This window comes from Nonlabens sp. YIK11 (assembly GCF_001413925.1).
GTDB lineage: Bacteria > Bacteroidota > Bacteroidia > Flavobacteriales > Flavobacteriaceae > Nonlabens.
Genome location: NZ_LBMJ01000001.1, coordinates 279,656 through 302,899, shown reverse-complemented (window position 1 = coordinate 302,899; position 23,244 = coordinate 279,656). Strand labels below are relative to the sequence as shown.

Annotated in this window: 25 protein-coding genes and 1 tRNA gene; 11 read left to right on the top strand and 15 right to left on the bottom strand. The window is 42.2% G+C overall.

Features of this window, described 5'->3' with window-relative positions:
- Window positions 1–20: 20 nt before the first annotated feature.
- From AAU57_RS01305 to uvrC, 6 genes are all read right to left on the bottom strand, one after another.
- The gene (locus AAU57_RS01305; RefSeq protein WP_055413629.1) at window positions 21–815 is read right to left on the bottom strand and encodes a DUF3108 domain-containing protein; all 795 of its coding nucleotides are present in this window, start codon (window positions 813–815) and stop codon (window positions 21–23) included.
- A gap of 65 nt (window positions 816–880) precedes the next feature.
- A complete protein-coding gene (hppD, locus tag AAU57_RS01300; protein WP_055411201.1) occupies window positions 881–2,044 on the bottom strand; it encodes a 4-hydroxyphenylpyruvate dioxygenase in 1,164 nt (387 codons plus the stop codon).
- 104 nt (window positions 2,045–2,148) lie between these two features.
- Complete coding sequence (locus AAU57_RS14950) at window positions 2,149–2,655, bottom strand: CCC motif membrane protein (RefSeq protein WP_156339972.1); 507 nt, start codon at window positions 2,653–2,655, stop codon at window positions 2,149–2,151.
- A gap of 30 nt (window positions 2,656–2,685) precedes the next feature.
- The gene (locus AAU57_RS01290; RefSeq protein WP_055411199.1) at window positions 2,686–3,849 is read right to left on the bottom strand and encodes a homogentisate 1,2-dioxygenase; all 1,164 of its coding nucleotides are present in this window, start codon (window positions 3,847–3,849) and stop codon (window positions 2,686–2,688) included.
- A gap of 139 nt (window positions 3,850–3,988) precedes the next feature.
- On the bottom strand, window positions 3,989–6,226 hold the full coding sequence (locus AAU57_RS01285) for a patatin-like phospholipase family protein (protein WP_231717746.1): 2,238 nt from the start codon (window positions 6,224–6,226) through the stop codon (window positions 3,989–3,991).
- A complete protein-coding gene (gene uvrC / locus AAU57_RS01280; protein WP_055411197.1) occupies window positions 6,213–8,009 on the bottom strand; it encodes an excinuclease ABC subunit UvrC in 1,797 nt (598 codons plus the stop codon). The genes AAU57_RS01285 and uvrC overlap by 14 nt, the downstream gene beginning before the upstream one ends.
- A 178-nt stretch (window positions 8,010–8,187) precedes the next feature.
- Here uvrC and trxA point away from each other — a divergent pair, with 178 nt between their 5' ends.
- The 3 genes from trxA to AAU57_RS01265 are packed head-to-tail and all read left to right on the top strand — an operon-like array spanning window position 8,188 to window position 9,343.
- Window positions 8,188–8,481 carry a thioredoxin gene (gene trxA, locus AAU57_RS01275; RefSeq protein ID WP_055411196.1) on the top strand — a complete coding sequence of 98 codons (294 nt, stop codon included), beginning with the start codon at window positions 8,188–8,190 and terminating at the stop codon, window positions 8,479–8,481.
- Window positions 8,482–8,483: 2 nt separating this feature from the next.
- Window positions 8,484–8,846: a DUF2237 family protein gene (locus tag AAU57_RS01270; protein ID WP_055411195.1), complete on the top strand. Its 363-nt coding sequence runs from the start codon at window positions 8,484–8,486 to the stop codon at window positions 8,844–8,846.
- Window positions 8,843–9,343: a GreA/GreB family elongation factor gene (locus tag AAU57_RS01265; RefSeq protein ID WP_055411194.1), complete on the top strand. Its 501-nt coding sequence runs from the start codon at window positions 8,843–8,845 to the stop codon at window positions 9,341–9,343. Before AAU57_RS01270 ends, AAU57_RS01265 begins: the two co-directional genes overlap by 4 nt.
- A gap of 3 nt (window positions 9,344–9,346) precedes the next feature.
- Here AAU57_RS01265 and AAU57_RS01260 read toward each other — a convergent pair whose 3' ends face one another.
- Window positions 9,347–9,811 carry a CBS domain-containing protein gene (locus tag AAU57_RS01260; RefSeq protein WP_055411193.1) on the bottom strand — a complete coding sequence of 155 codons (465 nt, stop codon included), beginning with the start codon at window positions 9,809–9,811 and terminating at the stop codon, window positions 9,347–9,349.
- A 222-nt stretch (window positions 9,812–10,033) separates the two neighbouring features.
- On the opposite strand from AAU57_RS01260, the gene AAU57_RS01255 reads away from it, so the two are divergent.
- Complete coding sequence (locus AAU57_RS01255) at window positions 10,034–11,176, top strand: Mrp/NBP35 family ATP-binding protein (RefSeq protein ID WP_055411192.1); 1,143 nt, start codon at window positions 10,034–10,036, stop codon at window positions 11,174–11,176.
- Window positions 11,177–11,464: a NifU family protein gene (locus AAU57_RS01250; protein WP_055411191.1), complete on the top strand. Its 288-nt coding sequence runs from the start codon at window positions 11,177–11,179 to the stop codon at window positions 11,462–11,464. It begins immediately after the preceding gene.
- A gap of 1 nt (window position 11,465) precedes the next feature.
- On the opposite strand, the gene AAU57_RS01245 is transcribed toward AAU57_RS01250, so the two are convergent.
- The 6 genes from AAU57_RS01245 to AAU57_RS01220 form a co-directional block, all read right to left on the bottom strand.
- Complete coding sequence (locus AAU57_RS01245) at window positions 11,466–12,227, bottom strand: DUF3050 domain-containing protein (protein WP_055413628.1); 762 nt, start codon at window positions 12,225–12,227, stop codon at window positions 11,466–11,468.
- Between the two features lie 120 nt (window positions 12,228–12,347).
- Complete coding sequence (locus AAU57_RS01240) at window positions 12,348–12,896, bottom strand: hypothetical protein (RefSeq protein ID WP_055411190.1); 549 nt, start codon at window positions 12,894–12,896, stop codon at window positions 12,348–12,350.
- 52 nt (window positions 12,897–12,948) lie between these two features.
- Window positions 12,949–14,127 carry an acyl-CoA dehydrogenase family protein gene (locus tag AAU57_RS01235; protein ID WP_055411189.1) on the bottom strand — a complete coding sequence of 393 codons (1,179 nt, stop codon included), beginning with the start codon at window positions 14,125–14,127 and terminating at the stop codon, window positions 12,949–12,951.
- 133 nt (window positions 14,128–14,260) lie between these two features.
- Complete coding sequence (locus AAU57_RS01230; RefSeq protein WP_055411188.1) at window positions 14,261–15,025, bottom strand: tRNA1(Val) (adenine(37)-N6)-methyltransferase; 765 nt, start codon at window positions 15,023–15,025, stop codon at window positions 14,261–14,263.
- Between the two features lie 82 nt (window positions 15,026–15,107).
- Window positions 15,108–15,635, bottom strand: a complete 528-nt coding sequence (gene rimM / locus AAU57_RS01225; RefSeq protein ID WP_055411187.1) for a ribosome maturation factor RimM — start codon at window positions 15,633–15,635, stop codon at window positions 15,108–15,110.
- 11 nt (window positions 15,636–15,646) lie between these two features.
- On the bottom strand, window positions 15,647–16,171 hold the full coding sequence (locus tag AAU57_RS01220; protein WP_055411186.1) for a 30S ribosomal protein S16: 525 nt from the start codon (window positions 16,169–16,171) through the stop codon (window positions 15,647–15,649).
- Between the two features lie 135 nt (window positions 16,172–16,306).
- On the opposite strand from AAU57_RS01220, the gene AAU57_RS01215 reads away from it, so the two are divergent.
- Window positions 16,307–17,119, top strand: coding sequence for a DUF6252 family protein (locus AAU57_RS01215; protein ID WP_055411185.1), 813 nt, complete (start codon window positions 16,307–16,309; stop codon window positions 17,117–17,119).
- Here the strand turns inward: AAU57_RS01215 and AAU57_RS01210 are convergent.
- Window positions 17,114–17,554 carry a retropepsin-like aspartic protease gene (locus tag AAU57_RS01210; RefSeq protein WP_055413627.1) on the bottom strand — a complete coding sequence of 147 codons (441 nt, stop codon included), beginning with the start codon at window positions 17,552–17,554 and terminating at the stop codon, window positions 17,114–17,116. The genes AAU57_RS01215 and AAU57_RS01210 overlap by 6 nt on opposite strands.
- Window positions 17,555–17,697: 143 nt before the next feature.
- On the opposite strand from AAU57_RS01210, the gene AAU57_RS01205 reads away from it, so the two are divergent.
- The 4 genes from AAU57_RS01205 to AAU57_RS01190 all read left to right on the top strand — a co-directional run bounded on the left by AAU57_RS01205 (window position 17,698) and on the right by AAU57_RS01190 (window position 20,836).
- The gene (locus AAU57_RS01205) at window positions 17,698–18,465 is read left to right on the top strand and encodes a TatD family hydrolase (RefSeq protein WP_055411184.1); all 768 of its coding nucleotides are present in this window, start codon (window positions 17,698–17,700) and stop codon (window positions 18,463–18,465) included.
- A gap of 41 nt (window positions 18,466–18,506) precedes the next feature.
- A complete protein-coding gene (locus tag AAU57_RS01200) occupies window positions 18,507–19,637 on the top strand; it encodes a 1-acyl-sn-glycerol-3-phosphate acyltransferase (protein ID WP_055411183.1) in 1,131 nt (376 codons plus the stop codon).
- Window positions 19,627–20,700 (top strand): asparaginase, encoded by a 1,074-nt coding sequence (locus AAU57_RS01195; protein WP_055411182.1) that lies wholly within the window; start codon window positions 19,627–19,629, stop codon window positions 20,698–20,700. The genes AAU57_RS01200 and AAU57_RS01195 overlap by 11 nt, the downstream gene beginning before the upstream one ends.
- 51 nt (window positions 20,701–20,751) lie before the next feature.
- Window positions 20,752–20,836: transfer RNA gene (locus AAU57_RS01190), tRNA-Ser, on the top strand.
- Between the two features lie 62 nt (window positions 20,837–20,898).
- Here AAU57_RS01190 and AAU57_RS01185 read toward each other — a convergent pair.
- Window positions 20,899–21,777 carry a diacylglycerol/lipid kinase family protein gene (locus AAU57_RS01185; protein WP_055411181.1) on the bottom strand — a complete coding sequence of 293 codons (879 nt, stop codon included), beginning with the start codon at window positions 21,775–21,777 and terminating at the stop codon, window positions 20,899–20,901.
- A gap of 46 nt (window positions 21,778–21,823) precedes the next feature.
- On the opposite strand from AAU57_RS01185, the gene AAU57_RS01180 reads away from it, so the two are divergent.
- The gene (locus AAU57_RS01180; RefSeq protein WP_055411180.1) at window positions 21,824–22,783 is read left to right on the top strand and encodes an App1 family protein; all 960 of its coding nucleotides are present in this window, start codon (window positions 21,824–21,826) and stop codon (window positions 22,781–22,783) included.
- Window positions 22,784–23,244: the final 461 nt, after the last annotated feature.

Below are 23,244 nucleotides of genomic sequence, written 5' to 3'. Positions count from 1 at the left end.
AATTTTTAAACCTGTGGCTGTTAGTCAACGATTTTTTGAAAGGAATGGCTCAATCCTTTAAAGGCATCTAAATCAGCTGTTAATGAACCTACGGCTAGTTTTGCCTGTATTTTTAAAGGGATTTTATTCTCATCATCACTAATCCATACGGTCAAACTCTCTTCTTCTTCAAACACACGACCTGACTGTACATAAGGTCTGAATTTAAGTGCCTTGATCTTACCAAATTTTGTCTTGACAACTTCACGTTCCAAAAACTTCATTTTGAAATCATAGTTCTCATCATCAAAAAACATAGGCAGTACAAATTCATCTCCTACTTTGAGACTGTTGTGATCTACAATATTGCGTAAGTGATAAAATGAGGAAACCATGTCCTGGGTACCAGGCTTGATGTCCATAGTCTTGATCTCTTTGTGCTTTTTATTATTGATTACTGCTTTGCGCGTGTCATGATTAAAGTCGATCTGGATATCCTTAGTATGTCCACCTTCATCTATGTCACGTATAAACCTATATGGTTTTCCCGTATTGCGATCCACATAGCTTTCGTAGCGATCATCTACTTTGAAGAATAAATGAAGTAAACCTGTAGATTCACCCTTTCCTTTAAGATGGTACACTGGTTTGCCATTAAGGGTTTTGCTTTCTACTCCTAATGTGGCAAAGCTGGCATTGAACATCCCATAATGAATACGAAACTTGAACCACTCACCAGATTTATAGGCTTGTTCTATTTTATTGTTGGAACTAGGTGGTATATAAGCAACACTCACTAAAGAGATCGCCAGTAATAAGAGTACAATTTTTTTCATGGTGTTTTGCAACTTACCGTTTATGGTGCTACAAGTTATCATTTACAAATGCCATTCCAAAATTATTATAGCGTGCCTCGCAATGCCTGCTCACGTTCTATAGCTTCAAACAACGCTTTGAAATTCCCTACGCCAAAAGATTGAGCACCCTTGCGCTGGATCACTTCAAAGAACATGGTAGGACGGTCTACAATGGTTTTGGTAAACAGTTGTAGAAGATAACCTTCTTCATCGCGGTCGATCAGGATGCCGTGTTTTTTAAGTACCTCAACATCTTCATCAATCTCACCAACTCGCTCCAATAGATCGTCGTAATATTCGTCTGGAACATACAGGAACTCAACACCTCGATCACGCATAGCGCTTACTGTTTTTACGATATCATCTGTAGCAACCGCGATATGCTGTACGCCTGGTCCATTGTAAAAATCCAGATATTCTTCTATTTGGGACTTCTTTTTTCCCTTGGCAGGTTCGTTGATAGGGAATTTGACGCGACCATTACCATTACTCATTACCTTACTCATAAGAGCAGTGTATTCTGTAGAGATATCATCATCTGCAAAAGATATGATTTGCGCAAAGCCCATCACTTCTCCATAGAATTTACACCAGGTATTCATTTGATCCCAGCCTACGTTTCCTACCATGTGGTCGATAAACTTAAGACCGACGGGTTCTGGATTATAATGGCTTTCCCATTTTTTAAATCCTGGCAGAAAAATACCTTCATAATTCTTGCGCTCCACAAACATGTGAACGGTTTCACCATAGGTGTAGATTCCAGAACGTACTACTTCACCATGTGCATCAGTTTCCTTTGTAGGTTTCTGGTATGGTTTTGCGCCTCTTTTTGTGGTTTCTTCAAAAGCTTTCGTAGCATCATCAACCCACAAGGCCACGACTTTAACGCCATCGCCATGCTCATCAATGTGCTTATTGATTTCACCACCTTTTTGAAGCGGTGTGGTCAAGACCAAACGTATTTTTCCTTGTTGAAGCACGTAGGATACTCGATCCTTTATTCCTGTTTCCAGTCCTGCATAGGCTAGGGATTGAAAACCAAATGCGGTCTTATAAAAGTGGGCAGCCTGTTTTGCATTACCTACATAAAGCTCTACGTAGTCTGTTCCAAGAAGCGGCAAAAAATCTTCGGCTTCCTTGAAAAGCTTTTTTAGGCTGTATTCTGTATTACTTAAATCTTTGAGGTTTTTAATTTCTGCTGGCATGATGTGTTTTTTTAAAAATTAGAATTGATATGGTGTACTTTAAATTGCAGTTACCACATCGCTCTTGTTTGAAATGCCATATATGTTTTAACCTCTATCATGTATTAAATGGAATCGTTGTATTGTTCGTATTCCTCTACTTCTATGACCTTATCACCTGCGGTAGTGCTGTCTACAGCATCTTCATATCTCCAGGTGTCGATTTCTTCTTCGGTAGTAGTATCATCAAAAGAATCATCTTCATTCATGTCATCCACTTCAACATTGAATTCGCCATTCTCCAGTTGTTCAAAGAAGTTTTCTGGATTGTTAAACATACTGCCGAACCAAATCATGGATACTACTAGTGCGATGGCGCTAAGTACAAGGGCAATGATGTTCAAAATCTTGGCGGTTTTGATGTTGTTATAGCTTTTGGCAAGATAGGACTCTGGTGATCGTTTATAGGCATTACCACTTTTTACGGCCCAAACCAGACCTATGATACTCATAATGACCGATGGTATGGCAAGGATACCACAACAGCATCCTGTAATGCTTATGAGCAATGCGATGATTCCCAGGACAGTGGCGCCTGGATCAGCTGATAGTTTTCTTTGAATGTCGTTCACGTCGTTTATTTATGGTTGGTTATTAATTTGCTATTCATGATCTAGCCAGCTTTTATGATAGGAATCGTCGGCGATTTCTAGGCCGGCTTTGGTAACTTTCAAAGGTTTAAAGGTGTCCACCATAACGGCTAGCTCCTCAGTTTCTGTCTGTCCTATACTGCGCTCCACAGCTCCAGGATGTGGTCCGTGTGGTATACCCGCAGGATGCAATGAAATGTGCCCTTTTTCAATATCATTACGACTCATAAAGTCGCCATCTACATAGTAAAGAACCTCATCGCTATCGATGTTGCTATGGTTGTATGGTGCTGGAATACTTTCCGGATGATAGTCATATTTTCTAGGCACAAAACTACACACTACAAAAGCATCAGTTTCAAAGGTCTGGTGTACTGGTGGCGGTTGGTGAATGCGACCCGTTATGGGTTCAAAATCATGAATGGAAAAAGCATAGGGATAATTATAACCATCATAGCCCACCACATCAAAAGGATGTGATGCATATACCATATTGAATATTTCATCCTGTTTCTTGATCTTGATCAAAAACTCACCTTTTTCATTGTGCGTTTCCAGAGTTTCTGGTCTGCGTATATCACGCTCGCAAAATGGTGAATGTTCCAGAAGTTGACCAAACCAATTGCGATAACGCTTAGGCGTATAAATAGGTCTGCGACTCTCTACGATAAACAGTCTATTCACGGCCGTGTCAAAATCAATCTGATAAATCACACCTCTAGGGATCAATAAATAATCACCGTAAGAAAATTTAAGGTTGCCCAGGTGTGTGCGCAATACTCCAGATCCTTGGTGCACAAACAACAGCTCGTCACTATCGGCATTTTTGTACCAGTAATCCCTTAAGGATTCTTGGGGCGCTGCCAGTAAAATCTGCACGTCACTATTCATTAAAATGCAGGTTCTACTATCAAGATAATCTGGTTGTGGCGGCACTTGAAAACCTTTAAGGCGATAAGATTTCAAGTGGTTTTCAAGGGCTATTTCTGGCTTTACAGAGTAGCTTCCTTTGATTTCCTTGACCATCGTTGGCCTATGTTCATGATAGGAATTAGTGTACATTCCGTCAAAACCTATCGTGCCAAAAAGCTGTTCATAGTACAGCGAGCCATCTGGTTTTTTGAAAACCGTGTGGCGCTTGTGCGGTATGGAACCCATTTTATGATAGAAAGGCATAGGACAATGTTTGTATCGTAAATTTCGGAAATTCTCCAGACCATTCCATAGAAATGACTGCTAATTAGATGCAAAAGTCTATGATTTGTTACGATGGGAAGGATTTTTTCGCTTTCGCGAAAGCGAACTTCATCTCAAACTAAAACGCAAATCCTAGTCGTACATAGAACTCACTATCGTCTCGTTGCGGGCTAAAGCTATATTTCAGCTCTACCGGACCCAGAAATGTCTCAATCCCGTAGCCAATGGCATAGCCTGAGTATTGAGCCTCGCTAAACCAGTCGTCTTTTTCAAAAAGATCATCGTCTAGGCTGGCAAAATTGGCACTCAAGGTCACGTGATTCTTACGAAACACCTCATAATCCACCTCAAATAAGGACTTGATCATGGAATTGCTGCTAAGGCTTATAAAATCATAGCCATAGAATGGCAGGATGTTATTGATGCGCCTGGCGCCATAACCACCCAGAACAAAATCAAGTGATGAGGTTTGCGGGTTACCTATCGAGACACCCACGTGAGCCATCGCCTGGAGGCTAAGTTTCCCAAAGGATCTCGCATGAGCTACCTGCAGTTGTGCGATGGAGTATTCACTAAACTCTTCTTGAAACACATCGTTATAGAGATACAGGTGAAAATCGCCATCCACAAACCATCCTGATGAAGGAAAAAAGGCATTATCATAAGTGTCTAGCAATAGCTTCCCATAAATGCTACCGGTGGTACTGTTTTCAAAATCGGTACGTGTGGTCAATACATTACCAGTGGTAAGTGTATTGGTAAAAATATCCAAGGCCTTAACCTCGATTCCAGCCGTCACGTTAAAACCACGATCCAATCGGGTTTGTAAGTAGAATTGTTGTGTCCAGTCATTGTATTCAAAGTCTAGACTATTAATATTAGGTGGTATGGGGCGACCTACCGTTTCAAGAAAGCTGGTTGGGATTCCCTTTTCAAACTGGGTGAATTCACTGTGTAAACCAACAGACCAGTATTTACCCTTATCAATATAATAGTCTGCACTGTAACGCAAGTTGTCACCAAGTATGGCATCAAAAGAAACCTGATCGTTGCTAAATAAGACACTCTTGCGACTCAAATTAACCAGTGCCGCACTGCGCAGTAGCTCGTCATAATGCAATCCCAGACGCAAATAATTACGCACGGTAGATTCTTCTACCATTACGGCTAGTTGGATGCCGTTGATGTCTGGTTTGAGTTCGTAGTTGATTTTTGTAAAGTTATTGGTGGCCTGCAAGTTGTTCACACCATTTTTAATACTCTCATAAGTGGTAAATCCTGGAGTGTTGATTTTGAATTTACCTATGATATAAGACCTGGTATAGCGATCATTGCCTTCAATGGTAATACCAGACAAGTACAACCGATCGTGAGACTGGACCTTTAAAGCGGGACGTTTGTAACCGCCAGTAGCCAGCGTAGTGAGCGTATCTATACTTTTTCTGGTTGCGATAGCTCCTTCATTAATGATAGCTGCACCTTGATCAAAGGAAATGACACTGTAATCCTTGATATTAGGTGTAATGTAGACATCTGTTTTGGGTGCCTTGACCTTCATGTCGTTGATGGTCCTAAAGTTGTTGATTTGCGTAAGGATGCTAAAGGCACTGTTCAACTCGTCCAAGGATTTCAAATCATCTTGTACATCAACACCTATGATAACGTCCATTCCTTTGGCCCTAAGCTTCTCCACTGGGTAGTTATCAGTCACGCCGCCGTCGATCAACATCTGGTCGTTGATCTGTACCGGTGCAAATAATGAAGGTAAAGCGCCGCTGGCATTTACAGCTCTAGGTAAGTATCCAGAATCAAGGACCACTTCTTCACCAGTGGCGATATTAGTTGCGATGCAAAAAAACGGAATGGGCAATTGTGAAAAGTCATCTACATCATTGACGTGCGACAGCAATTGCGACATTAAATTATAGACATTTTGCCCTTTGCTAAGTGAACTGGGAAGACTCACTTTAAAATCTTTAAATGGCAAGGTCACCGCATACCGCTCGTTTTGTTTACGCTCATAATAGGTTTTGGCACTGCGAGGTATCTCGTCTGCAATCAGGTTGTTGAAGTTGGTGACTTTAAAGATGGAATCAATTTGGTGACCTGTATAACCACTGGCATACAAAGAACCCACAATGGCGCCCATGCTAGTTCCAGCCACATAATCCACTTTGATTCCCAAGGAGTCAATGACTTTAAGTGCTCCTATGTGAGCGAGTCCTTTGGCGCCGCCACCAGAGAGTACGAGGCCTATTTTTTGTTCATTAGAAGATTGGGATTGTTGCGCTTGTAGGTAGTTCGCTTTCGCGAAAGCGAGAACCATCAACAACAATGCTATCCTACTCTTCTTCACTATAGAAGTCAATTATTTTTTGTGCCCTGCTGGTTCCCACTACAGACTCCAGTTCTTGTTTAGTAGCTTCCTTAACGCGTTTGACAGACCTAAAGTGTCTCAACAATTCTACCGTGGTTTTCTCACCTATTCCTGGAATCCCGTCCAGTTCTGTCTCGATGGCCTGCTTGCTGCGTTTGTTCCTGTGGTGATTGATACCAAAACGGTGCGCCTCGTTACGCATTTGCTGGATAACTTTCAATGTTTCAGAGCGTTTGTCCAGATATAAAGGTACGGGATCGTTGGGATAAAACAGTTCTTCCAGGCGTTTTGCAATACCTATAATAGGCACCTTTCCTCTCAAGCCCAGTCGTTCCAAGGCGGTCACGCCACTGGACAGTTGTCCTTTACCACCATCTACAATAACTAATTGTGGTAGAGGTTCATCTTCTTCCAGTAACCTGCGATAACGGCGATAGACGACTTCTTCCATACTGGCAAAATCATCTGGCCCATCGACGGTTTTGATGTTGAAATGACGGTAGTCGCTCTTGCTGGGCTTTCCGTTTTTGAAAACCACGCAGGCAGCGACAGGATTTGTACCTTGTATATTGGAGTTGTCAAAACACTCCATGTGTCGTGGCTCCTCATCCAGACGCAAATCGGCCTTCATTTGTGCCATGAGTCGGTTGACATGACGATCTGGATCCACAATTTTGATGGTTTTGAACTGCTCCTGACGGAAGAATTTTGCATTGCGCTCTGATAATTCTACCACACGTTTTTTATCGCCCAGTTTAGGTACGGTCACTTTTATCAAATCACCAAGATCTACTGGAAACTGGGTATATACTTCGGTGCTTTGGGAATCAAATCGGGTTCTTAATTCTACAATGGCAAGCTCTAAAAGCTCCTTGTCGGTCTCGTCCAATTGTTTTTTGAGTTCCATAGTGTGCGATCGCGTAATGGAACCGTGATTGATCTGGATGTAATTGACATAACCGGCAGCCTCGTCACTAACGATGGTAAAAATATCCACGTTGGAAATGTTAGGGTTGACGACCGTTGATTTCGTCTGGTATCGAGTCAGTATATCCAGTTTATCCTTGATGCGTTGGGCATCTTCAAACTCCATATTTTCTGCATGCTCTTTCATAGAGTTGTGAAAGTGGTTCACCGCATCCTTAAAATCACCTTTCACAATGTTGCGTATCGCCTCTATGTTACGATTGTAGGCCGCTTCATTTTGCAGCCCTACGCAAGGACCTTTGCAATTGCCTATGTGATATTCTAGACACAGCTTGTATTTGCCGGCCTGAATCTTTTCTTCTTGTAAGTCGTATTTGCATGTGCGAATGGGATAAAGACTCTTTACCAATTCCAATAATGTACGCACGGTACGTACGCTGGTATATGGGCCGTAATATTCGCTGCCATCCTTGATCATCTTGCGGGTCAAGAAAATTCTAGGAAAACGTTCGTTTTTAATACACAGCCATGGATAGGTCTTGTCATCTCTAAGCATGATGTTATACTTAGGCGATCTGGATTTGATAAGACTGTTTTCTAGAAGGAGCGCATCCGTTTCTGTCTGGACGACGATGTGCTCGATGCGTGCTATTTTTTTGACCATCGTCCTGATGCGATAGCTGTCATGACTTTTAGTAAAATAAGAGGAAACCCTTTTTTTGAGTTTTTTTGCCTTACCTACATAAAGCAATCGATCTGTCTTGTCAAAATACAGATAGACTCCTGGCGATAAGGGTAAGGTTTTTATTTGAACCTCTAACGGCGGTACTTCCATAGCACGGTAAAGGTATCAATTTTAATTACTGGGGCTTTTAAATTTTTACTAAGCTGCGGTTTTAAAACGGCATATAGATTCCCAACTTCTCTAAGGGTGAACTTTTAATTCTTAAATAAATATTACTAGTACCAGTCGTGAGTCTGGCTTTGTGTATTTTGTGTAAAATGACAATGCTATGGCAAAATTCAGCGAAATAATTGCAGATGACGTTCCTGTTCTCGTGGACTTTTATGCGACCTGGTGTGGACCATGTCAAACCATGATGCCAGTGCTGGAGCAATTAAAAAAAGACCTAGGTGAGAATGTCAAAATCATTAAGGTTGATGTAGATAAAAACCAGCCGCTTGCCGCTCAATTTAACGTGCGTGGTGTTCCAGCTTTTATGATCTTCAAAAATGGAAAGCAAGTCTGGCGTGGTAGTGGCGTACAACCCATTAGCGAGTTAAAGCATCAAATACAAAAGGCATAAAAATGGACCAAAAGAAAAACATTCTAGGAGAACCTCTTATGGCCTGTTGTACAGATCCCATGACAGGATTCTATCGCGATGGTTATTGTAGAACTTCAAATGCAGATACAGGAACTCATGTCGTCTGCGCAATCATGACGGCAGAATTCCTGGAGTACACCAAAGCTCAAGGCAACGATCTATCCACGCCTATTCCGGCTTATCAATTTCCTGGACTCGTGCCTGGTGATAAGTGGTGCTTGTGTATAAGCCGCTGGCTAGAGGCAGAAAAAGCTGGCGTAGCACCATTGGTAGATTTAAACGCAACAGATCAAAAAGCACTAGAATACACAGACATCAACGTCTTGAAAACCTATGCAGAATGAGCCGCGGATTTGTAAAAGAAGGTGATCAGGAAGAGCCAGTAGTAATCCCGCCAAGAGCGATTTTACCAGATGGCGTCATTAACTATGTTACACCTTATGGACATCAACAGCTTTTAAATGAGTTGGATGAATTGGAAAATGAATTGGGCACTTTATCCAATGAAAATGAAACCGACCTACGCAGGTCTCAAACTTTGATTCACGGCAAGATCAAATTGCTCAAAGAACGTATCGCCAGCGCTAGGATTTTAAAACCAGAAGATCAGGCACAGGACGAAGTACGTTTTGGAGCCACCGTAAAATTCAAAAACACATCTGCAAATGCTGTTCAAACCATTCATATTACAGGTGTGGACGAGGCAGATGTTTCCCAAGGCAAAATTGCATTTACCACACCTATCGCACGCGCGCTAGCTGGTGCTCAAGAAGGCCAAGAAGTGGATTTCAAACTAGGCAATGAAGTTCGTAAACTAAAAGTCCTGGAAATTAACTATTAGAAATTATCTCCAGTGGTTCTTCTTTAGGTTTGTGGCGGCGATAATCACGTCCATCCTAGAGATTTGACCTATCAATTTTCCATTTTCGGTAACGGGAAAACGGCGGTGCCCAGATTTAAGAAATCTGCCAGCGGCATCAAAAATATCAGCCTCGGCATCTATGGTAGCTACTTGAGTGCTCATGAGATCACCTACGGTACGATCGCCTACAGGCATATTGTGGTAACGACTATCGCCTATGACCTGCATGAGGTCTGTATCACTAATGATTCCTATAAGGTTGCCGTTATCGTCAGTCACCGGTCCACCAGTGATGCGTTGTTTGAGAATGATCTCCATCACCTCGTTGATGCTTTGGTCAACAGAAAAGGTAATCAGTTTGCGTTTCATGTAATCCTTGACACGTATCGCTTCCCTTTTATCTTCTTTGACTTCAGACCTGCGGCCCATAAAACTCTTGATACCCATAATGAATTATTTAAAAACAGAACCAGTAAGTTAGTAAATCTTTAGATATGGAGTGAAATAATTACCATATCTATTTTTAATTAAGAGGAATAATGTAGAGTTCGCTTTCGCGAAAGCGAAACTACCACACCATCAAACACTGCATAATTCCTTCTGTATATTATTTAGAATCATTTTCAATACGTCTCTCTAGACCTTATCTTTGTAGTAATTGAAAGTCACATGAAGATAGAAAAAAGCGCAGTCCTTAAAGCTCTGGAAACCATAAGTGTTCCCGGCGAAGGTCAGAATATGGTAGAGAGTGGTGCGGTTAAAAACGTACTGGTTTTTGGCGATGAGGTTATCGTGGATATTACCATTACAAACCCTGCATTGCAGGCCAAAAAGAAAACCGAAAGCTCCATCCAGCAGGTCATCAAAGAAAAGACTACAGACAAGGCTCAGGTAAAAGTGAACCTCAAGGTAGAAGCTCCTGTTAAGGCAAACAATGCTCCAGAAATCAAGGGAAAACCCATTGCGGGAATTGACAACATCATTGCGATAGCCTCAGGAAAAGGTGGCGTTGGTAAATCGACAGTAACCGCAAATCTTGCCGTGACCCTTTCTAAAATGGGCTTTAAAGTAGGCCTACTGGATGCAGATATTTACGGTCCATCAGCTACCATTATGTTTGATGTGGTCAACGAGAGACCACTGTCTGTCAACGTTGATGGCAAGTCAAAAATGAAACCTGTAGAAAGCTATGGCGTCAAGATTTTGAGTATAGGCTTTTTTACAAAGCTGGATCAGGCCGTCGTATGGCGTGGACCTATGGCGTCTAAAGCGTTGAACCAGATGATCTTTGATGCTGACTGGGGAAAATTGGACTTTTTGCTGGTAGACTTGCCACCAGGAACCGGTGATATCCACTTGAGTATCATGCAGGCTTTACCGCTAACTGGAGCCGTGGTAGTCAGTACACCGCAAAATGTGGCACTAGCAGATGCCCGCAAAGGTGTCGCCATGTTCCAGCAGGAAAGTATCAATGTGCCTGTTCTGGGAATTATTGAAAATATGGCATATTTCACACCACCGGAACTGCCAGAAAATAAATATCATATTTTTGGGAAGGACGGCGCGAGACATCTTGCCGAAGATCTGGACATTCCTTTTCTAGGTGAATTGCCGCTTATCCAAAGCATACGTGAAGCAGGTGATGTAGGCCGACCAGCAGCCATGCAGGATGGAACCGTGATAGAAAAATCCTTTATAGATATCACCAGGAATGTGGTAACTGAAACTGTACGTCGCAATGATCAAATGCCTCCAACTGAAGCCGTAAAGATCACCACCATGGCTGGATGCAGTCCCGTTAATAAAAAATAGATGAACGCAACTCAATTAAAAGCAGCTGTCGAGGCAGGACTTGAAGAAATACGACCTTTTCTACAAAGAGATGGTGGCGATATAGAACTGGTCAGCATTACTGATGGCGTTGATGTAAAAGTGCGCCTGCTGGGTACTTGCGTGGGATGTCACGTCAATCAAATGACACTCAAGTCTGGTGTCGAGCTTACCATCAAGAAACACGCACCACAGATACAAACTGTGGTGGACGTTTCAAATATGGTAGAAAAGGAAGATTATCGCGATAATCTAGATGTGGAAAACTAGATTACTGATCCAGACGCTCTAAAATACCACTGAATAACTCATAACGACTTTCCAAAGCTTGCTGGCTCACGGTCGTGGCTTCTTTCCATTTGGTTTCATCATCACCACAAAGTAAAGCGACCATCTTGTGTGCCATAGGCCCATGTTCATCACCGTCCAATTCTATGTGACGGTCAAAGTAGTATTTGATTTTTGAGAGATCAATAGCGACCTCAGATTTTTCTAGGCCTGCAATAATTTCAGTAAACATTTCTGGTATAAGATCCTCGCGACCGTAGGTAAAAGCGGCAGCGATCTCGTGCGCCTTGCCTCGTTTGATGACGGTAAAAGTGTTGTTTAAAAATTGGCTCACATGTGCTGGTAGCTCATCTGTTGCCGTAACCTCAAGAACTTGATCGACCGACTTCCAGTTGGAGATTTGGTTTTCTACCTTTTCGGTAGTGATGCCGGCCGCCTGCATGGCATCTAGATACATTTCATAATGGCTCAATCGGTGGCCATTCATGTCTTCATCGGTTTCTTCGGCGAGTACTATCTCATTGATTAGATATCGCAATTGGGTGTCGCCGACAGGACGCCATGGCAAGGTCGTACACGTCAGTTGTTGCTGGAGCGCCTTTAACAACGACATGAAATCCCATACCGCGTAAACATGAGACTTCATAAAAGTCTGTAAATGAGAAGTGGTATTTATCGCGGTGTAAAGCGGATGTTGTAATAATCGCTTTCGCGAAAGCGAGATAGCCTCATTCAACATTTTCATAGCATCGTTACTAGAACTTGGAACTGTTTGATTAACGGGCTCTTGTATCATCTTTTTTTACAAAAATAAAGGCTGGTTACAACAAATAACCAGCCTCAAAAAAGTTTAGGATAGGATTAACTAGAAGGTGTACCCTAACTTCAAGATCAACTGTCCAGCGACTTCTTCTTGTTGAAAATCATAACCCAATCCTGTCTGGAAGTTGAGGTTGAAATGTTTCCAGTAGGTACGCTGGATGCCATACGCACCTATTAGCGCTGAGCCAGGCTCTACACGAACGTCATCATTTTCTGCCTCAAAAACATTAGCAAAACTCAAAGCGACATAATTACCACTATTATTTTCAATGGTTTTGCCCTTTTCTAACCTGCGATTGAAGTTGGTATAGTATCTAGTTGCCAATTCTATTTGAAATGGAAATATGAGACCTACTTCATTATTTCCGAAGCTATTGTTTCCATAGATAGCAATTCCCACACCTGCACTTGCGAGTAAGGAAATATCTTTTGTGACATCTTTTTCAATTTCTAGGTTAGGTGTTAAAAGAAGGTTGACCCTGTAAATCGTTTCATTTTGAAAATCGGTCTTTGAGCGATTTTGATCTTGAACTTGAGCAAACGAAAGGGTTGACAGCAACAAAGCTGCTGTAAGAGATAATAATCTTTTCATGGTTGGAAGGTTAGTTTGGGAAAGCTGTCATCAACTATAGTACCAAATAGTACTAGTTGAACGCATTCTCACCCGTAATGTCCAATCCTGTTATAAGCAAATGTATATCGTGCGTGCCTTCATAAGTGATCACACTTTCTAGATTCATGCTGTGGCGCATGATGCTATACTCGCCGGTAATTCCCATACCGCCCAAAATCTGTCGGGCTTCACGAGCAATATTGATGGCGATCTCGACATTGTTTCTTTTGGCCATGGAGATTTGTGCGCTGGTGGCTTTTCCTTCTTCACGCAGGACACCTAATCGCCATGCGAGTAGTTGGGCTTTGGTAATCTCTGTGATCATTTCTGCGAGTTTCTTTTGTTGCAATTGGAATCCTGCGATAGGTTTTCCAAATTGTTTGCGTTCCTTGGCATATCTCAATGCGGTGTCATAGCAGTCCATCGCAGCACCGATCGCGCCCCATGCAATGCCAAAACGAGCACTGTCCAGACAGCTCAATGGAGCGCCTAAACCGCTGCGGCCTGGTAAAATATTAGCCTTGGGAACCTTGACATCTTGAAAGATCAACTCACCAGTGGCGCTGGCACGCAGCGACCATTTGTTATGGGTTTCTGGCGTGGTAAATCCTTCCATACCACGTTCCACGATCACACCATGAATGCGATTGTTTTCATCTTTTGCCCAGACTACGGCCACATCGCAAAACGGACTGTTAGAGATCCATAGTTTAGCACCATTGAGGATCACGTGATCTCCAGCGTCTTTGAATCGGGTCACCATACTGCCAGGGTCAGAACCGTGATCAGGTTCGGTCAGACCGAAGGATCCCATAAACTCACCGCTGGCAAGTTTGGGTAGGAATTTTTGTTTTTGCTCCTCACTACCATATTTCCAGATAGGATACATCACTAGTGATGACTGTACGGATGCTGTAGATCTTACACCGCTATCGCCACGCTCCAGTTCCTGCATGATCAATCCATATGAGATCTGATCCAGTCCAGGACCGCCATATTCTTCTGGAATATATGGGCCAAAAGCGCCTATGGAAGCCAATCCAGGAATGATGCTTTGAGGAAATTTGGCATCTTGGGCAGCCTGCTCGATGATAGGTGATACATCACGTTTTACCCATGTGCGCGCCGCATCGCGTATCATCTTGTGTTCCTCAGTCAATAAATCGTCTAACTGATAATAATCCGGTGCTTCAAATAAATCTGGTCTCATAGGTAGATGGAATGATATATTGTGATTTCCTTAATTTGGAATATAAGTTATTGCTAAATCGCTAATCAAGGTAAAAATAGCAATCCTAACAAGGAATCTGGTACAATTGGTCGTAATTGTTGATCGTCCCTAGCTACATTTTCAGGTAAAAATCTTTGGTAAGATTCACGTAGTCATCGGTATAGTCATGGCGGGATTTCTCAATAATGAGATGACTTATCACGGTTGGCAGGTTGCTGGTGGTTTTTTCGCTTTCCTGCCTGACCGGCAGGCAGGCGCGAAAGCGAAATTCTATCAAAACTCTCTTGACAGGAGCATCTGCCGTACCTTTCACATAAGTCTTGCGAACTGGCACAAGCTGAAAATGATCTGTGATTTTAAGGAAGGCTTCTTCACGATCTGACGGAATGATGCAGGCAAAAGTCCCATCATTTTCCAGTAGTTGATAAACACCATACACCAATTCCTCAAAGGGCAAGGCGTCGTCAAACCTGGCCTGCTGGCGTTTTTGATCCACGATCTGGTCGTCACGCTCTAGATTACCATCAAAAAATGGTGGATTTGAAATGATGAGATCATAACGTTCCTCAACCTCGTGATAGAACTCCTGAAAAGAAGCGTGATAACAAAACAACCGATCGCCATAAAGGCTGTTCTCAAAATTAAAGGTCGCTTGCTCAAAGGCAGCATCGTCAATCTCTATCGCATCGACTTGAGCGCTGGAGAATCGCTGCGCCATGATCAAAGCAATTACACCAGTACCAGTGCCTATATCAAGTATAGAAAAAGGCTGCTCTTTCGGATCTGCCCAAGCGCCTAACAATATAGCATCAGTTCCAATTTTTTGCGCACATTGATCTTGAGCTACTTCAAATTGTTTGAATTTAAAAACGCTCATGATTCAAAGGTTTGGGAAGTGATATGGAGTTTATATGGTCTCCGCCAGCGTGGTTGAGATAAAAATAACCGCTGAATAAGTATTAGGAGATGTAAAGGTCAATCAAACCTTCTGGAGTATTAACGGTGATGGTTTTATTCTCACGATCTACTTTTTCAATAAACTCATCGTTGATAGGAATAAGAACCTCGTCACCATCATGGTCAACTTCAAACAAAGCTTGTGAAGTGGTGTCGTTCACACCGGTGATGGTGCCAACAGTTCCATACTCTGTGTCGATGATTTCAAAACCTATCACCTCGTGAAAATAGAATTGAGTCCCTTCTAATTTAGGCAGAACCGTCAATGGTAGATACAGTTCTCTTTTCATGAGACTGTCTGCCATGGGTTCATCGTCGACATCTTCAAACTTGACCCGTAACAATAAGGATTTGTGTAATTGACTGCGTTCAATAAAAAATGGAACCAAGTTTTTACCGATCTCGATAAAAACTGATTCCATTTCTAGAAAAAGTTCTGGCTCATCTGTGTCAAGCTTGACTAGGAGTTCGCCTTTAAAACTAAATTTATTGACAATAGTGCCTACGTAGAAACAATCTTCTTTACGCATGGCTTATTGATTTATTCCTCTTCTTTAGAAGCATCAGCTTCTGCAGCAGGAGCTTCTTCAGTAGCAGGCTCTTCAACAGCTTCTGGCTCTGGAGCGTTAGCAGCGATACGAGCTTCATTTACTGCTTTTTCTGCAGCAAGTGCCTCAGCAGCTTTTTTCTCTTCATCTTTAGAAAGACCAGATGCTTTTGCAGCAATCTTAGCTTCTTTCTCTTCCATCCATGCGTTGAATTTCTCTTCCATCTGCTCTTCAGTGAAAGCGCCTTTCTTCACACCACCTTTTAAGTGTCTCTTCAACAACACACCTTTGTATCCTAGTATTGCACGAGCAGTATCAGTAGGCTGTGCACCATTTTCCAACCATTTTACAGCACCATCTACATCAAGGTTGATTGTAGCTGGGTTAGTGTTAGGATTGTAGGTTCCTATCTTATCAAGATATTTACCATCTCTTTTTGAACGTGCATCTGCAGCAACAATCCAGAAAAATGGCTTTCCTTTTTTACCGTGTCTTTGAAGTCTGATTTTTACAGGCATAACATTAAATTTATGGGTTCTCGACCCTGGTTATTAATTTGAGCTTGCAAAAATACTATTAATTTAATTATGAGCAACCAGCAGTACTATTTTATTTACTTTTGAGTTATAACCTGGAACAACGAGTTGATATCTATGAGAGCGACATACCTATTATTATGGATCACTTTGGGTCTATTCATATCTTGCGAGGAGAATCTGGATAAGGATAATGTCCCGGCACTACAGGCTTCCCGCAATGGAGAATTCTTTGGAAGTGATCAGGTAAGTGTGACGAATAATGCAGATGGTACTGTTACTATCGCTGGTGAGAATCCGTTGGAGAGGCTGCGTTTTGTTTTGACATCTTCCAATCCTGGAGTGTATCCTTTAGGTCAAGGATCTCCTAACGAAGCGATTTACACTTTTAACAACCAGCAACAATTCAGCACTCGTACAGGTCAGAGTAATGGTACTGTGGTTTTATCTGCTAACAGCCCAGAAGGAACCGTGAGCGGTGATTTTAGCTTTGTTAGTTATACGCCTAATGCTCAAGATACCTTAACCATGCGTAAAGGTGTCATTTATCAGGTGCCTTTTGGTACTGAGGTAGGTTCTGATATTGTCAATACCGTTCGCGCCATGATCAATGGAACGGCGCTTAACCCGACAACAGTAGCAACTAATGCGGGATCTGGAATTGTGATTGTAAATGCCAATAATTCCAACACAACCCTTCTTTTGAGCTTTCCTCAAAACGTTACCGTGGGAAGTTATGACATAACAGCCACAGGAAACTACAGGGCAAGCGTCACTAATAATGGTACCACGGCAGATGCCATTGACGGCACATTAGACATTACCATTGTGAATGCTGCCAGACGACAGTATAGTGGGATTTTTAGTTTTGTAACTGGACCGCCATCAAACGTCACCGTGACCCAAGGCTCATTTACCGTGACCCTATAATTTAAGGAAGATCCATTTGCCGCGATAATCGATAACCGCTTTGCTGGCAATGAGAAAATCTGCTCCCAGTAAACCTTGAATCGATCTCATGCCTTCGGCTTTGAGTGCGCTGTTCACAAAGCTCATGTCCATGGAAAGTACGGTGGTGTCCTCATCACTCCAGTCGCCCAATTCTAAGGTATTGTTGTGAGAGATACGAGGCCGCAAAGAACCGCTAGCTGTACCTATTTGCTTATCCATAAACTCTGTCGTCAATTGGAACTCCTTATAAAGCAGTTGATCCACACAGGTAGCACTTGCACCGGTGTCGATGATGAATCTACCTGAGTAGCCGTTGAGCGATACTTTGGTCACAATATGTCCACTCTTTTTTGCTATGCGCAACCGGTGTGCGATATATCCTTGTTCCAAAAGTGTTTTCTTGATCGATGCCATGGCGCTAGTTAAGAGATCAAAGATAGGTTCGCTTTCGCGAAAGCGAAATGAAAACCAGTCATTGTCCATCCTTAAAGAGAGAGAGAGAAATCCAATTTTTATTCGCACACCATTTTTCTTTTTGAGCTTGCTACCTTTGCCGCATGGATTTGACCGATACGCATACGCATTTATATAGTGAGCAATTTGATGAGGATAGACATGCCATGATCCAGCGGGCCATGGATGCCGGCGTGAATCGTTTTTTTCTGCCAGCTATAGATTCTGAAACTACAGAAGCCATGCTGCAGTTACAACGAGATTTTCCAGAGCACATTCATTTAATGACTGGCCTGCATCCTACGCATGTTAAAGAAAATTATGAAGCAGAATTGGATCACGTGCTCCTGCAGTTGGATAAAGAAAAGTACGTCGCCATAGGCGAGATAGGAGTGGATTTGTATTGGGATCAATCTACTAAGGACATCCAGATGCGTGCCTTTCACCAGCAAATTGAATGGGCGCTCGAGCGTGATTTACCTATAGTGATCCATTGCAGAGATGCTTTTGATGAAGTTTTTGAGGTATTGGAACGTTTTGACGGCCAAGGTTTAAAAGGAATTTTTCATTGTTTCACAGGTACGCTGGAGCGGGCACATCGTGCCATCAAATGCGGTATGAAACTAGGAATAGGTGGCGTAGTTACTTTTAAAAACGGCAAAATCGACCAGTTTCTAAATCAAATAGACCTAAAGCACATTGTACTGGAAACTGACGCTCCTTACTTGTCACCAGTTCCCTATAGAGGAAAACGCAATGAAAGTGCCTACGTAAAATTGGTAGCAGAGAAGGTTGCCGAGTTGTTTAACAAGAGCGTTGAGGAGATTGCTAGGATCACAACGTCAAATTCATGTGAAGTGTTCGGTGTCTAGTGGTTAAGATGCTTACTTTTGAAATTCTAGAATATTGAGATTTGGCGATTTACGACGATATACGGTTTTTTAATGACGAAGAGGTTTCCATTGCGTTGCAAAGTGCGGTGCGTCACCCAATGATTAAAACCCTTTTTAAATACACGTTTCCTGACAAGACAGAAGACGAGATCAAGGACATTGTCTTGTCTTGCAGCTCGATCAACGATTTTCAGCGAGATGTGATCTCTGTAACGGTAGAACGCATTCTGGAAGAAACCAGTGCTGGATTGACCACTTCGGGTTTTGAAGATCTTGAGGAGTCACAATCCTATCTATACATTTCCAACCATAGAGACATTGTTCTGGACACTTGTTTGATCAACCTTACTTTGTTCAAACATAATTTGATACGCACAGCTAGCGCCATAGGCGATAATCTGGTGCAACGACCTTTTGTGAACGCCTTGAGTAAACTTACCCGTAATTTTATCGTGAAACGTGGTGGCACACCTCGCGAGACTTTAATGAGCAGTAAGAAATTGAGCGAATACATTGAATATTTGCTCAAAGACCAGCAACAAAGTGTCTGGATTGCCCAACGTCAAGGACGTACCAAAGACGGTAATGACGTTACCGAACAAGGTGTGCTTAAAATGATTGCACTGGCAGCAGGCAAAAGATCTGTTATTGAATATTTGAATTCGCTTAAGATCGTACCGGTTTCCATTTCCTATGAATATGACCCTACAGATATTTTAAAAGTGCCAGAGCTGCTTGCCAAAAAAGCTCAAACAGAATACATCAAATCAGAGAATGAAGACTTCAATAGCATTCTTAAAGGAGCATTGGGTCAAAAGAAACACATTCACATCACGGCTTCAAAGCCTTTATCGCTGGAAGAATGCAGTGATGAGGCTACCAACCAGGTGCTGCAGCAACTGGTCACAAAACTGAACGACATTATCCAGAGCAATTATAAGCTGTGGCCTACCAATTACATTGCATACGACCTATTGCGTGATACGAGAGAATACGAGAAATTTTATAGCAAGAAAGACCAGGCACAGTTTGAGCGCAGGTTGCGCATGCGTGTGGACATGCAAGATCCCGAAGCCGTAAAAAGCTTTTTGAACATGTATGCACGACCGGTGATCAACAAGCAAGAATTGGAGCCAGCCTATGAAGCCTAAGATCCTGCTCATCTATACGGGTGGAACCATAGGAATGATCAAGGATCCAGCTACCAAAGCGCTTAAAGCCTTCAACTTTAAGGAACTGTTACTTCACATTCCAGAGCTTAGACAATTGGAATGCGAGATTACTACCTTGTCTTACGACCACCCAATCGATTCATCAAACATGAACTTGTCGCACTGGCAAGAAATGGGAGCAACCATCAATACACATTACGACGATTTTGATGGGTTTGTCATCCTGCACGGCAGCGATACCATGGCATACACAGGTAGCGCCCTAAGCTTTATGTTTGAACATTTGACTAAGCCTATCATCCTCACAGGCTCACAATTGCCTATTGGCGATCTGCGCACAGATGCCAAAGAAAATCTCATCACCACCATAGAACTCGCTTCGCAATGGGAACAAGGCAGGCCTATCATACAGGAAGTTTGTATCTATTTTGAATACCAGCTGTATCGAGCAAATCGCACGGTTAAAGTAAGCGCAGACCGTTTTGAGGCCTTCGCATCGCCTAACTATCCGCCACTGGCAGTGAGCGGTGTGCATTTGAAGGTGGATCGCGGTTTATTGTGGCAGCAGGGCTATGATGAGTTCGCTTTCGCGAAAGCGAAAACATCCAAAACATCAATCACGCAACAGCGCATGAACTACCGTCCAGACTTTGTCAAGGATGTAGTGGTTCTCAAAATATTTCCAGCGATTACCCAAAGTGTGGTCGAGGCTATATGCAATATTCCTGGGTTGAGAGGTATCGTATTGGAAACTTACGGTAGCGGAAACGCGCCCAGTGAACCTTGGTTTGTAGCTCTCATGAAAAAAGCGCTGGATCAAGGAATTTACATCGTAAACGTCACCCAATGTCGTGGAGGCGCCGTTGATATGGGAAAATACGAAACCAGCATCCAGCTTAAAGAAATAGGAATGGTGTCTGGAAAGGACATCACTACAGAATCTGCCCTGGCAAAAATGATGTACTTGCTCAACTATACTAGCACTCTGGAAGATTTCAAACATTATTTTGAAAAATCCTTGCGAGGTGAATTAACTGTATAAATTGATTCTTGCACAGAGCGACATAAAGTCGTAATCTTGCAATCCTAAATTAGTGAGGTGGCCGAGCGGTCGAAGGCGCACGCCTGGAAAGCGTGTAAACGGCAACGTTTCGAGGGTTCGAATCCCTTCCTCACTGCATCAAGAAAGCCCGAGTTCGAACTGCGAATTCGGGCTTTTATTTTTTGATCACTAGTGCTATTAGGGCACCATCACGCAAAGATTGCCGGGTAGAATAGAAACTTTAACTTTGGTCTGCTCGCTGCAGTATTCTCCGTCAATTTGAAAACTCACTGGTTTTTCTGTAGTAACAATGGCTTCTTGGGTCTTAATTATTTCTACAAATTCTGAATCCAGTGGTATGCTGCCCATCATAGTTTTGACTACATCTATAGGGTCTAGATTTTTGAAGATAAGTACTTCAAAATAGCCGTCTTCCATACTGCTGTTAGGATTGACTGTAACACCGGTACCAAATTTCTTGCTATTTGCAAAGGCAACCATGACGGCCATCACTTCCTTGGTTTCATCCTTAGTCACGATTTTGAATTTACAAGGCGTCTCACTCTTCCATAAAGTAGGAATGACTTGTAACGCATATCCCAGATGACCTCTAATGGTACCGCTGTCATATTCTCTAATCAATTCTGCATTGAGTCCTATGTCGCTTATATGCAGACCTAATCCATCGTTGATGTATAGCGTGTCGATGACCTTAGCATTAGAACCTAACGCAATCTGGATCGCGGCACTTTCTTCCATGGGTATATCAAGATCTGTGGCGAGACCGTTAGAAGATCCAGCAGGTAAGATGGCAATGGGGATTTTATTGGTGACAATTTCAGCGACTAGTTTGATGGTGCCATCTCCACCCATAACCATGATACGATCTGGCTGATAATTATCGATGACATCTTTTATATTGGAAGCATCGTTCTCTCCAGTCGTGTAAAAAACCTCAAGAGCCCACCGATGCTCTATCAGTTTCGTTACCGTATCTATATAAGGTGCTTTATCTGTCCCGCCGGCGATAGGGTTAACAACCAATAATAATTTATCTTGAGAAGAAAGCGTGTTCATAAGGAGAGTACTTATATTTAAAAGTAGATAAATTGCAGTACCATCAATGAAATTAAAACTTAAAGTATACAGAGGCTTTGTCAATGAGAAACGTCTTTATACCAGTGGGCACGTTTTTAAGAAAACCGATCCGTCCAGTTTTAATCTTGAACACAGCTGGTTAAGATATGCCTACTATATGTGGCGTACTTTTAGTATAAAAACCTTATCAGGCATTTCTGTCACTCTTGAGTTTAACGGCATCACGCAAACCGTAGAAACCGACGAAAACGGATTTTACTTCTTCAATCTGGAGCATCAACTTGATATTGACGCTGGATGGCATGAAGTCAGCGTTACGGTGAATATGGGTTCTAAAAAAATGGTTTCCAAAGGTTCCTTATTGAAAGCCGCTCCAGGTTATGGGATCATTTCAGATATTGATGATACCTTTTTAGTGTCCCATTCTGGAAATATCTTCAAGAAGATCTACATCCTATTGACCAGAAATATCAACAAGCGTAATTTCTTCAAAGGTGTGGTCCAGCATTACAGGGAGCTTGCACACATTGATAAGCCAGACTTGCAACCAGCACTGTTCTTTTATGTTTCCAGTAGTGAATGGAACCTGTATAATTTTATTGAAAAATTCACCATTCTCCATCAGTTTCCTAAAGCTGTTTTTTTTCTAAAGTCCATAAAAAGTGGTGTGTTTGACCTACTGGCCTCTGGCGGTGGCAATCACGATCATAAATTACATCGCATAAAAGATATTCTGGAATTCTATCCAGATCGGTCGTTTGTATTGCTGGGCGACGACACTCAGCAGGATCCTTATATATACAACGAGGTTTTTAAAGAACATCCTAAAAGGATCTTAGCTGTTTATATCAGACAGGTGAGCAAATTAAAAAAGGCAAAAGTTTCCTCTTTACTTGATGAGATCACGGCTGCCGGCACGCCTGTGTGTTATTTTGAGAATAGTGCAGAGGCCAGGCAACACTCCAAGACCTATTTGAATTCATAAAAATGACCTAGGCTTTTTGCCAATTTCATTTTCTAGGAAGCTGCGCAGACTTATACGATGACTCAAATCCTACGCTGATTTTTTATCGCAAAAGTCGTAAAACGCTCAGCCAGGAATTAGCAGGACAACAATGGTGTATACGACCTCGATCTTAAGGAGCTGTTGGCTTGAGGAGCAAGACTTCATTCAAAAGACTTAAATAGTATGATTCAAAAAGTTTAGGTGAACACTAGAAGGCAACTAATGACGTTATATAAAAGAGTCACAAATTGTTTTGCAGGAATATGGTGGTGTCTAGTTCGCTTTCGCGAAAGCGAATACCTCAAAGTCAAAGTTGCTGATAATCGCAAATCGTTCTTTCTAATTGATATGTAGCAAACTAGAACACCAATGCCAGTGAAAGCGGCAATTTCTTAACGCTCGTAAGCAATTATTAAGGATTCTCCTAGTAGATCTGACCT

Excerpts from the sequence above, each read along its gene's own strand:
- AAU57_RS01305 (WP_055413629.1), bottom strand. The coding sequence starts at position 815 with ATGAAAAAAATTGTACTCTTATTACTGGCGATCTCTTTAGTGAGTGTT.
- AAU57_RS01205 (WP_055411184.1), top strand. The coding sequence starts at position 17,698 with ATGGATTTGACCGATACGCATACGCATTTATATAGTGAGCAATTTGAT.
- AAU57_RS01250 (WP_055411191.1), top strand. The coding sequence starts at position 11,177 with ATGAACGCAACTCAATTAAAAGCAGCTGTCGAGGCAGGACTTGAAGAA.
- AAU57_RS01215 (WP_055411185.1), top strand. The coding sequence starts at position 16,307 with ATGAGAGCGACATACCTATTATTATGGATCACTTTGGGTCTATTCATA.
- AAU57_RS01180 (WP_055411180.1), top strand. The coding sequence starts at position 21,824 with ATGAAATTAAAACTTAAAGTATACAGAGGCTTTGTCAATGAGAAACGT.
- AAU57_RS01270 (WP_055411195.1), top strand. The coding sequence starts at position 8,484 with ATGGACCAAAAGAAAAACATTCTAGGAGAACCTCTTATGGCCTGTTGT.
- AAU57_RS01255 (WP_055411192.1), top strand. The coding sequence starts at position 10,034 with ATGAAGATAGAAAAAAGCGCAGTCCTTAAAGCTCTGGAAACCATAAGT.
- AAU57_RS01235 (WP_055411189.1), bottom strand. The coding sequence starts at position 14,127 with ATGAGACCAGATTTATTTGAAGCACCGGATTATTATCAGTTAGACGAT.
- AAU57_RS01260 (WP_055411193.1), bottom strand. The coding sequence starts at position 9,811 with ATGGGTATCAAGAGTTTTATGGGCCGCAGGTCTGAAGTCAAAGAAGAT.
- trxA (WP_055411196.1), top strand. The coding sequence starts at position 8,188 with ATGGCAAAATTCAGCGAAATAATTGCAGATGACGTTCCTGTTCTCGTG.
- AAU57_RS01195 (WP_055411182.1), top strand. The coding sequence starts at position 19,627 with ATGAAGCCTAAGATCCTGCTCATCTATACGGGTGGAACCATAGGAATG.
- AAU57_RS01210 (WP_055413627.1), bottom strand. The coding sequence starts at position 17,554 with ATGGCATCGATCAAGAAAACACTTTTGGAACAAGGATATATCGCACAC.
- hppD (WP_055411201.1), bottom strand. The coding sequence starts at position 2,044 with ATGCCAGCAGAAATTAAAAACCTCAAAGATTTAAGTAATACAGAATAC.
- AAU57_RS01290 (WP_055411199.1), bottom strand. The coding sequence starts at position 3,849 with ATGCCTTTCTATCATAAAATGGGTTCCATACCGCACAAGCGCCACACG.
- AAU57_RS01240 (WP_055411190.1), bottom strand. The coding sequence starts at position 12,896 with ATGAAAAGATTATTATCTCTTACAGCAGCTTTGTTGCTGTCAACCCTT.
- AAU57_RS01265 (WP_055411194.1), top strand. The coding sequence starts at position 8,843 with ATGAGCCGCGGATTTGTAAAAGAAGGTGATCAGGAAGAGCCAGTAGTA.
- rimM (WP_055411187.1), bottom strand. The coding sequence starts at position 15,635 with ATGCGTAAAGAAGATTGTTTCTACGTAGGCACTATTGTCAATAAATTT.
- AAU57_RS01220 (WP_055411186.1), bottom strand. The coding sequence starts at position 16,171 with ATGCCTGTAAAAATCAGACTTCAAAGACACGGTAAAAAAGGAAAGCCA.
- AAU57_RS01245 (WP_055413628.1), bottom strand. The coding sequence starts at position 12,227 with ATGAAAATGTTGAATGAGGCTATCTCGCTTTCGCGAAAGCGATTATTA.
- AAU57_RS01185 (WP_055411181.1), bottom strand. The coding sequence starts at position 21,777 with ATGAACACGCTTTCTTCTCAAGATAAATTATTATTGGTTGTTAACCCT.
- uvrC (WP_055411197.1), bottom strand. The coding sequence starts at position 8,009 with ATGGAAGTACCGCCGTTAGAGGTTCAAATAAAAACCTTACCCTTATCG.
- AAU57_RS01230 (WP_055411188.1), bottom strand. The coding sequence starts at position 15,025 with ATGAGCGTTTTTAAATTCAAACAATTTGAAGTAGCTCAAGATCAATGT.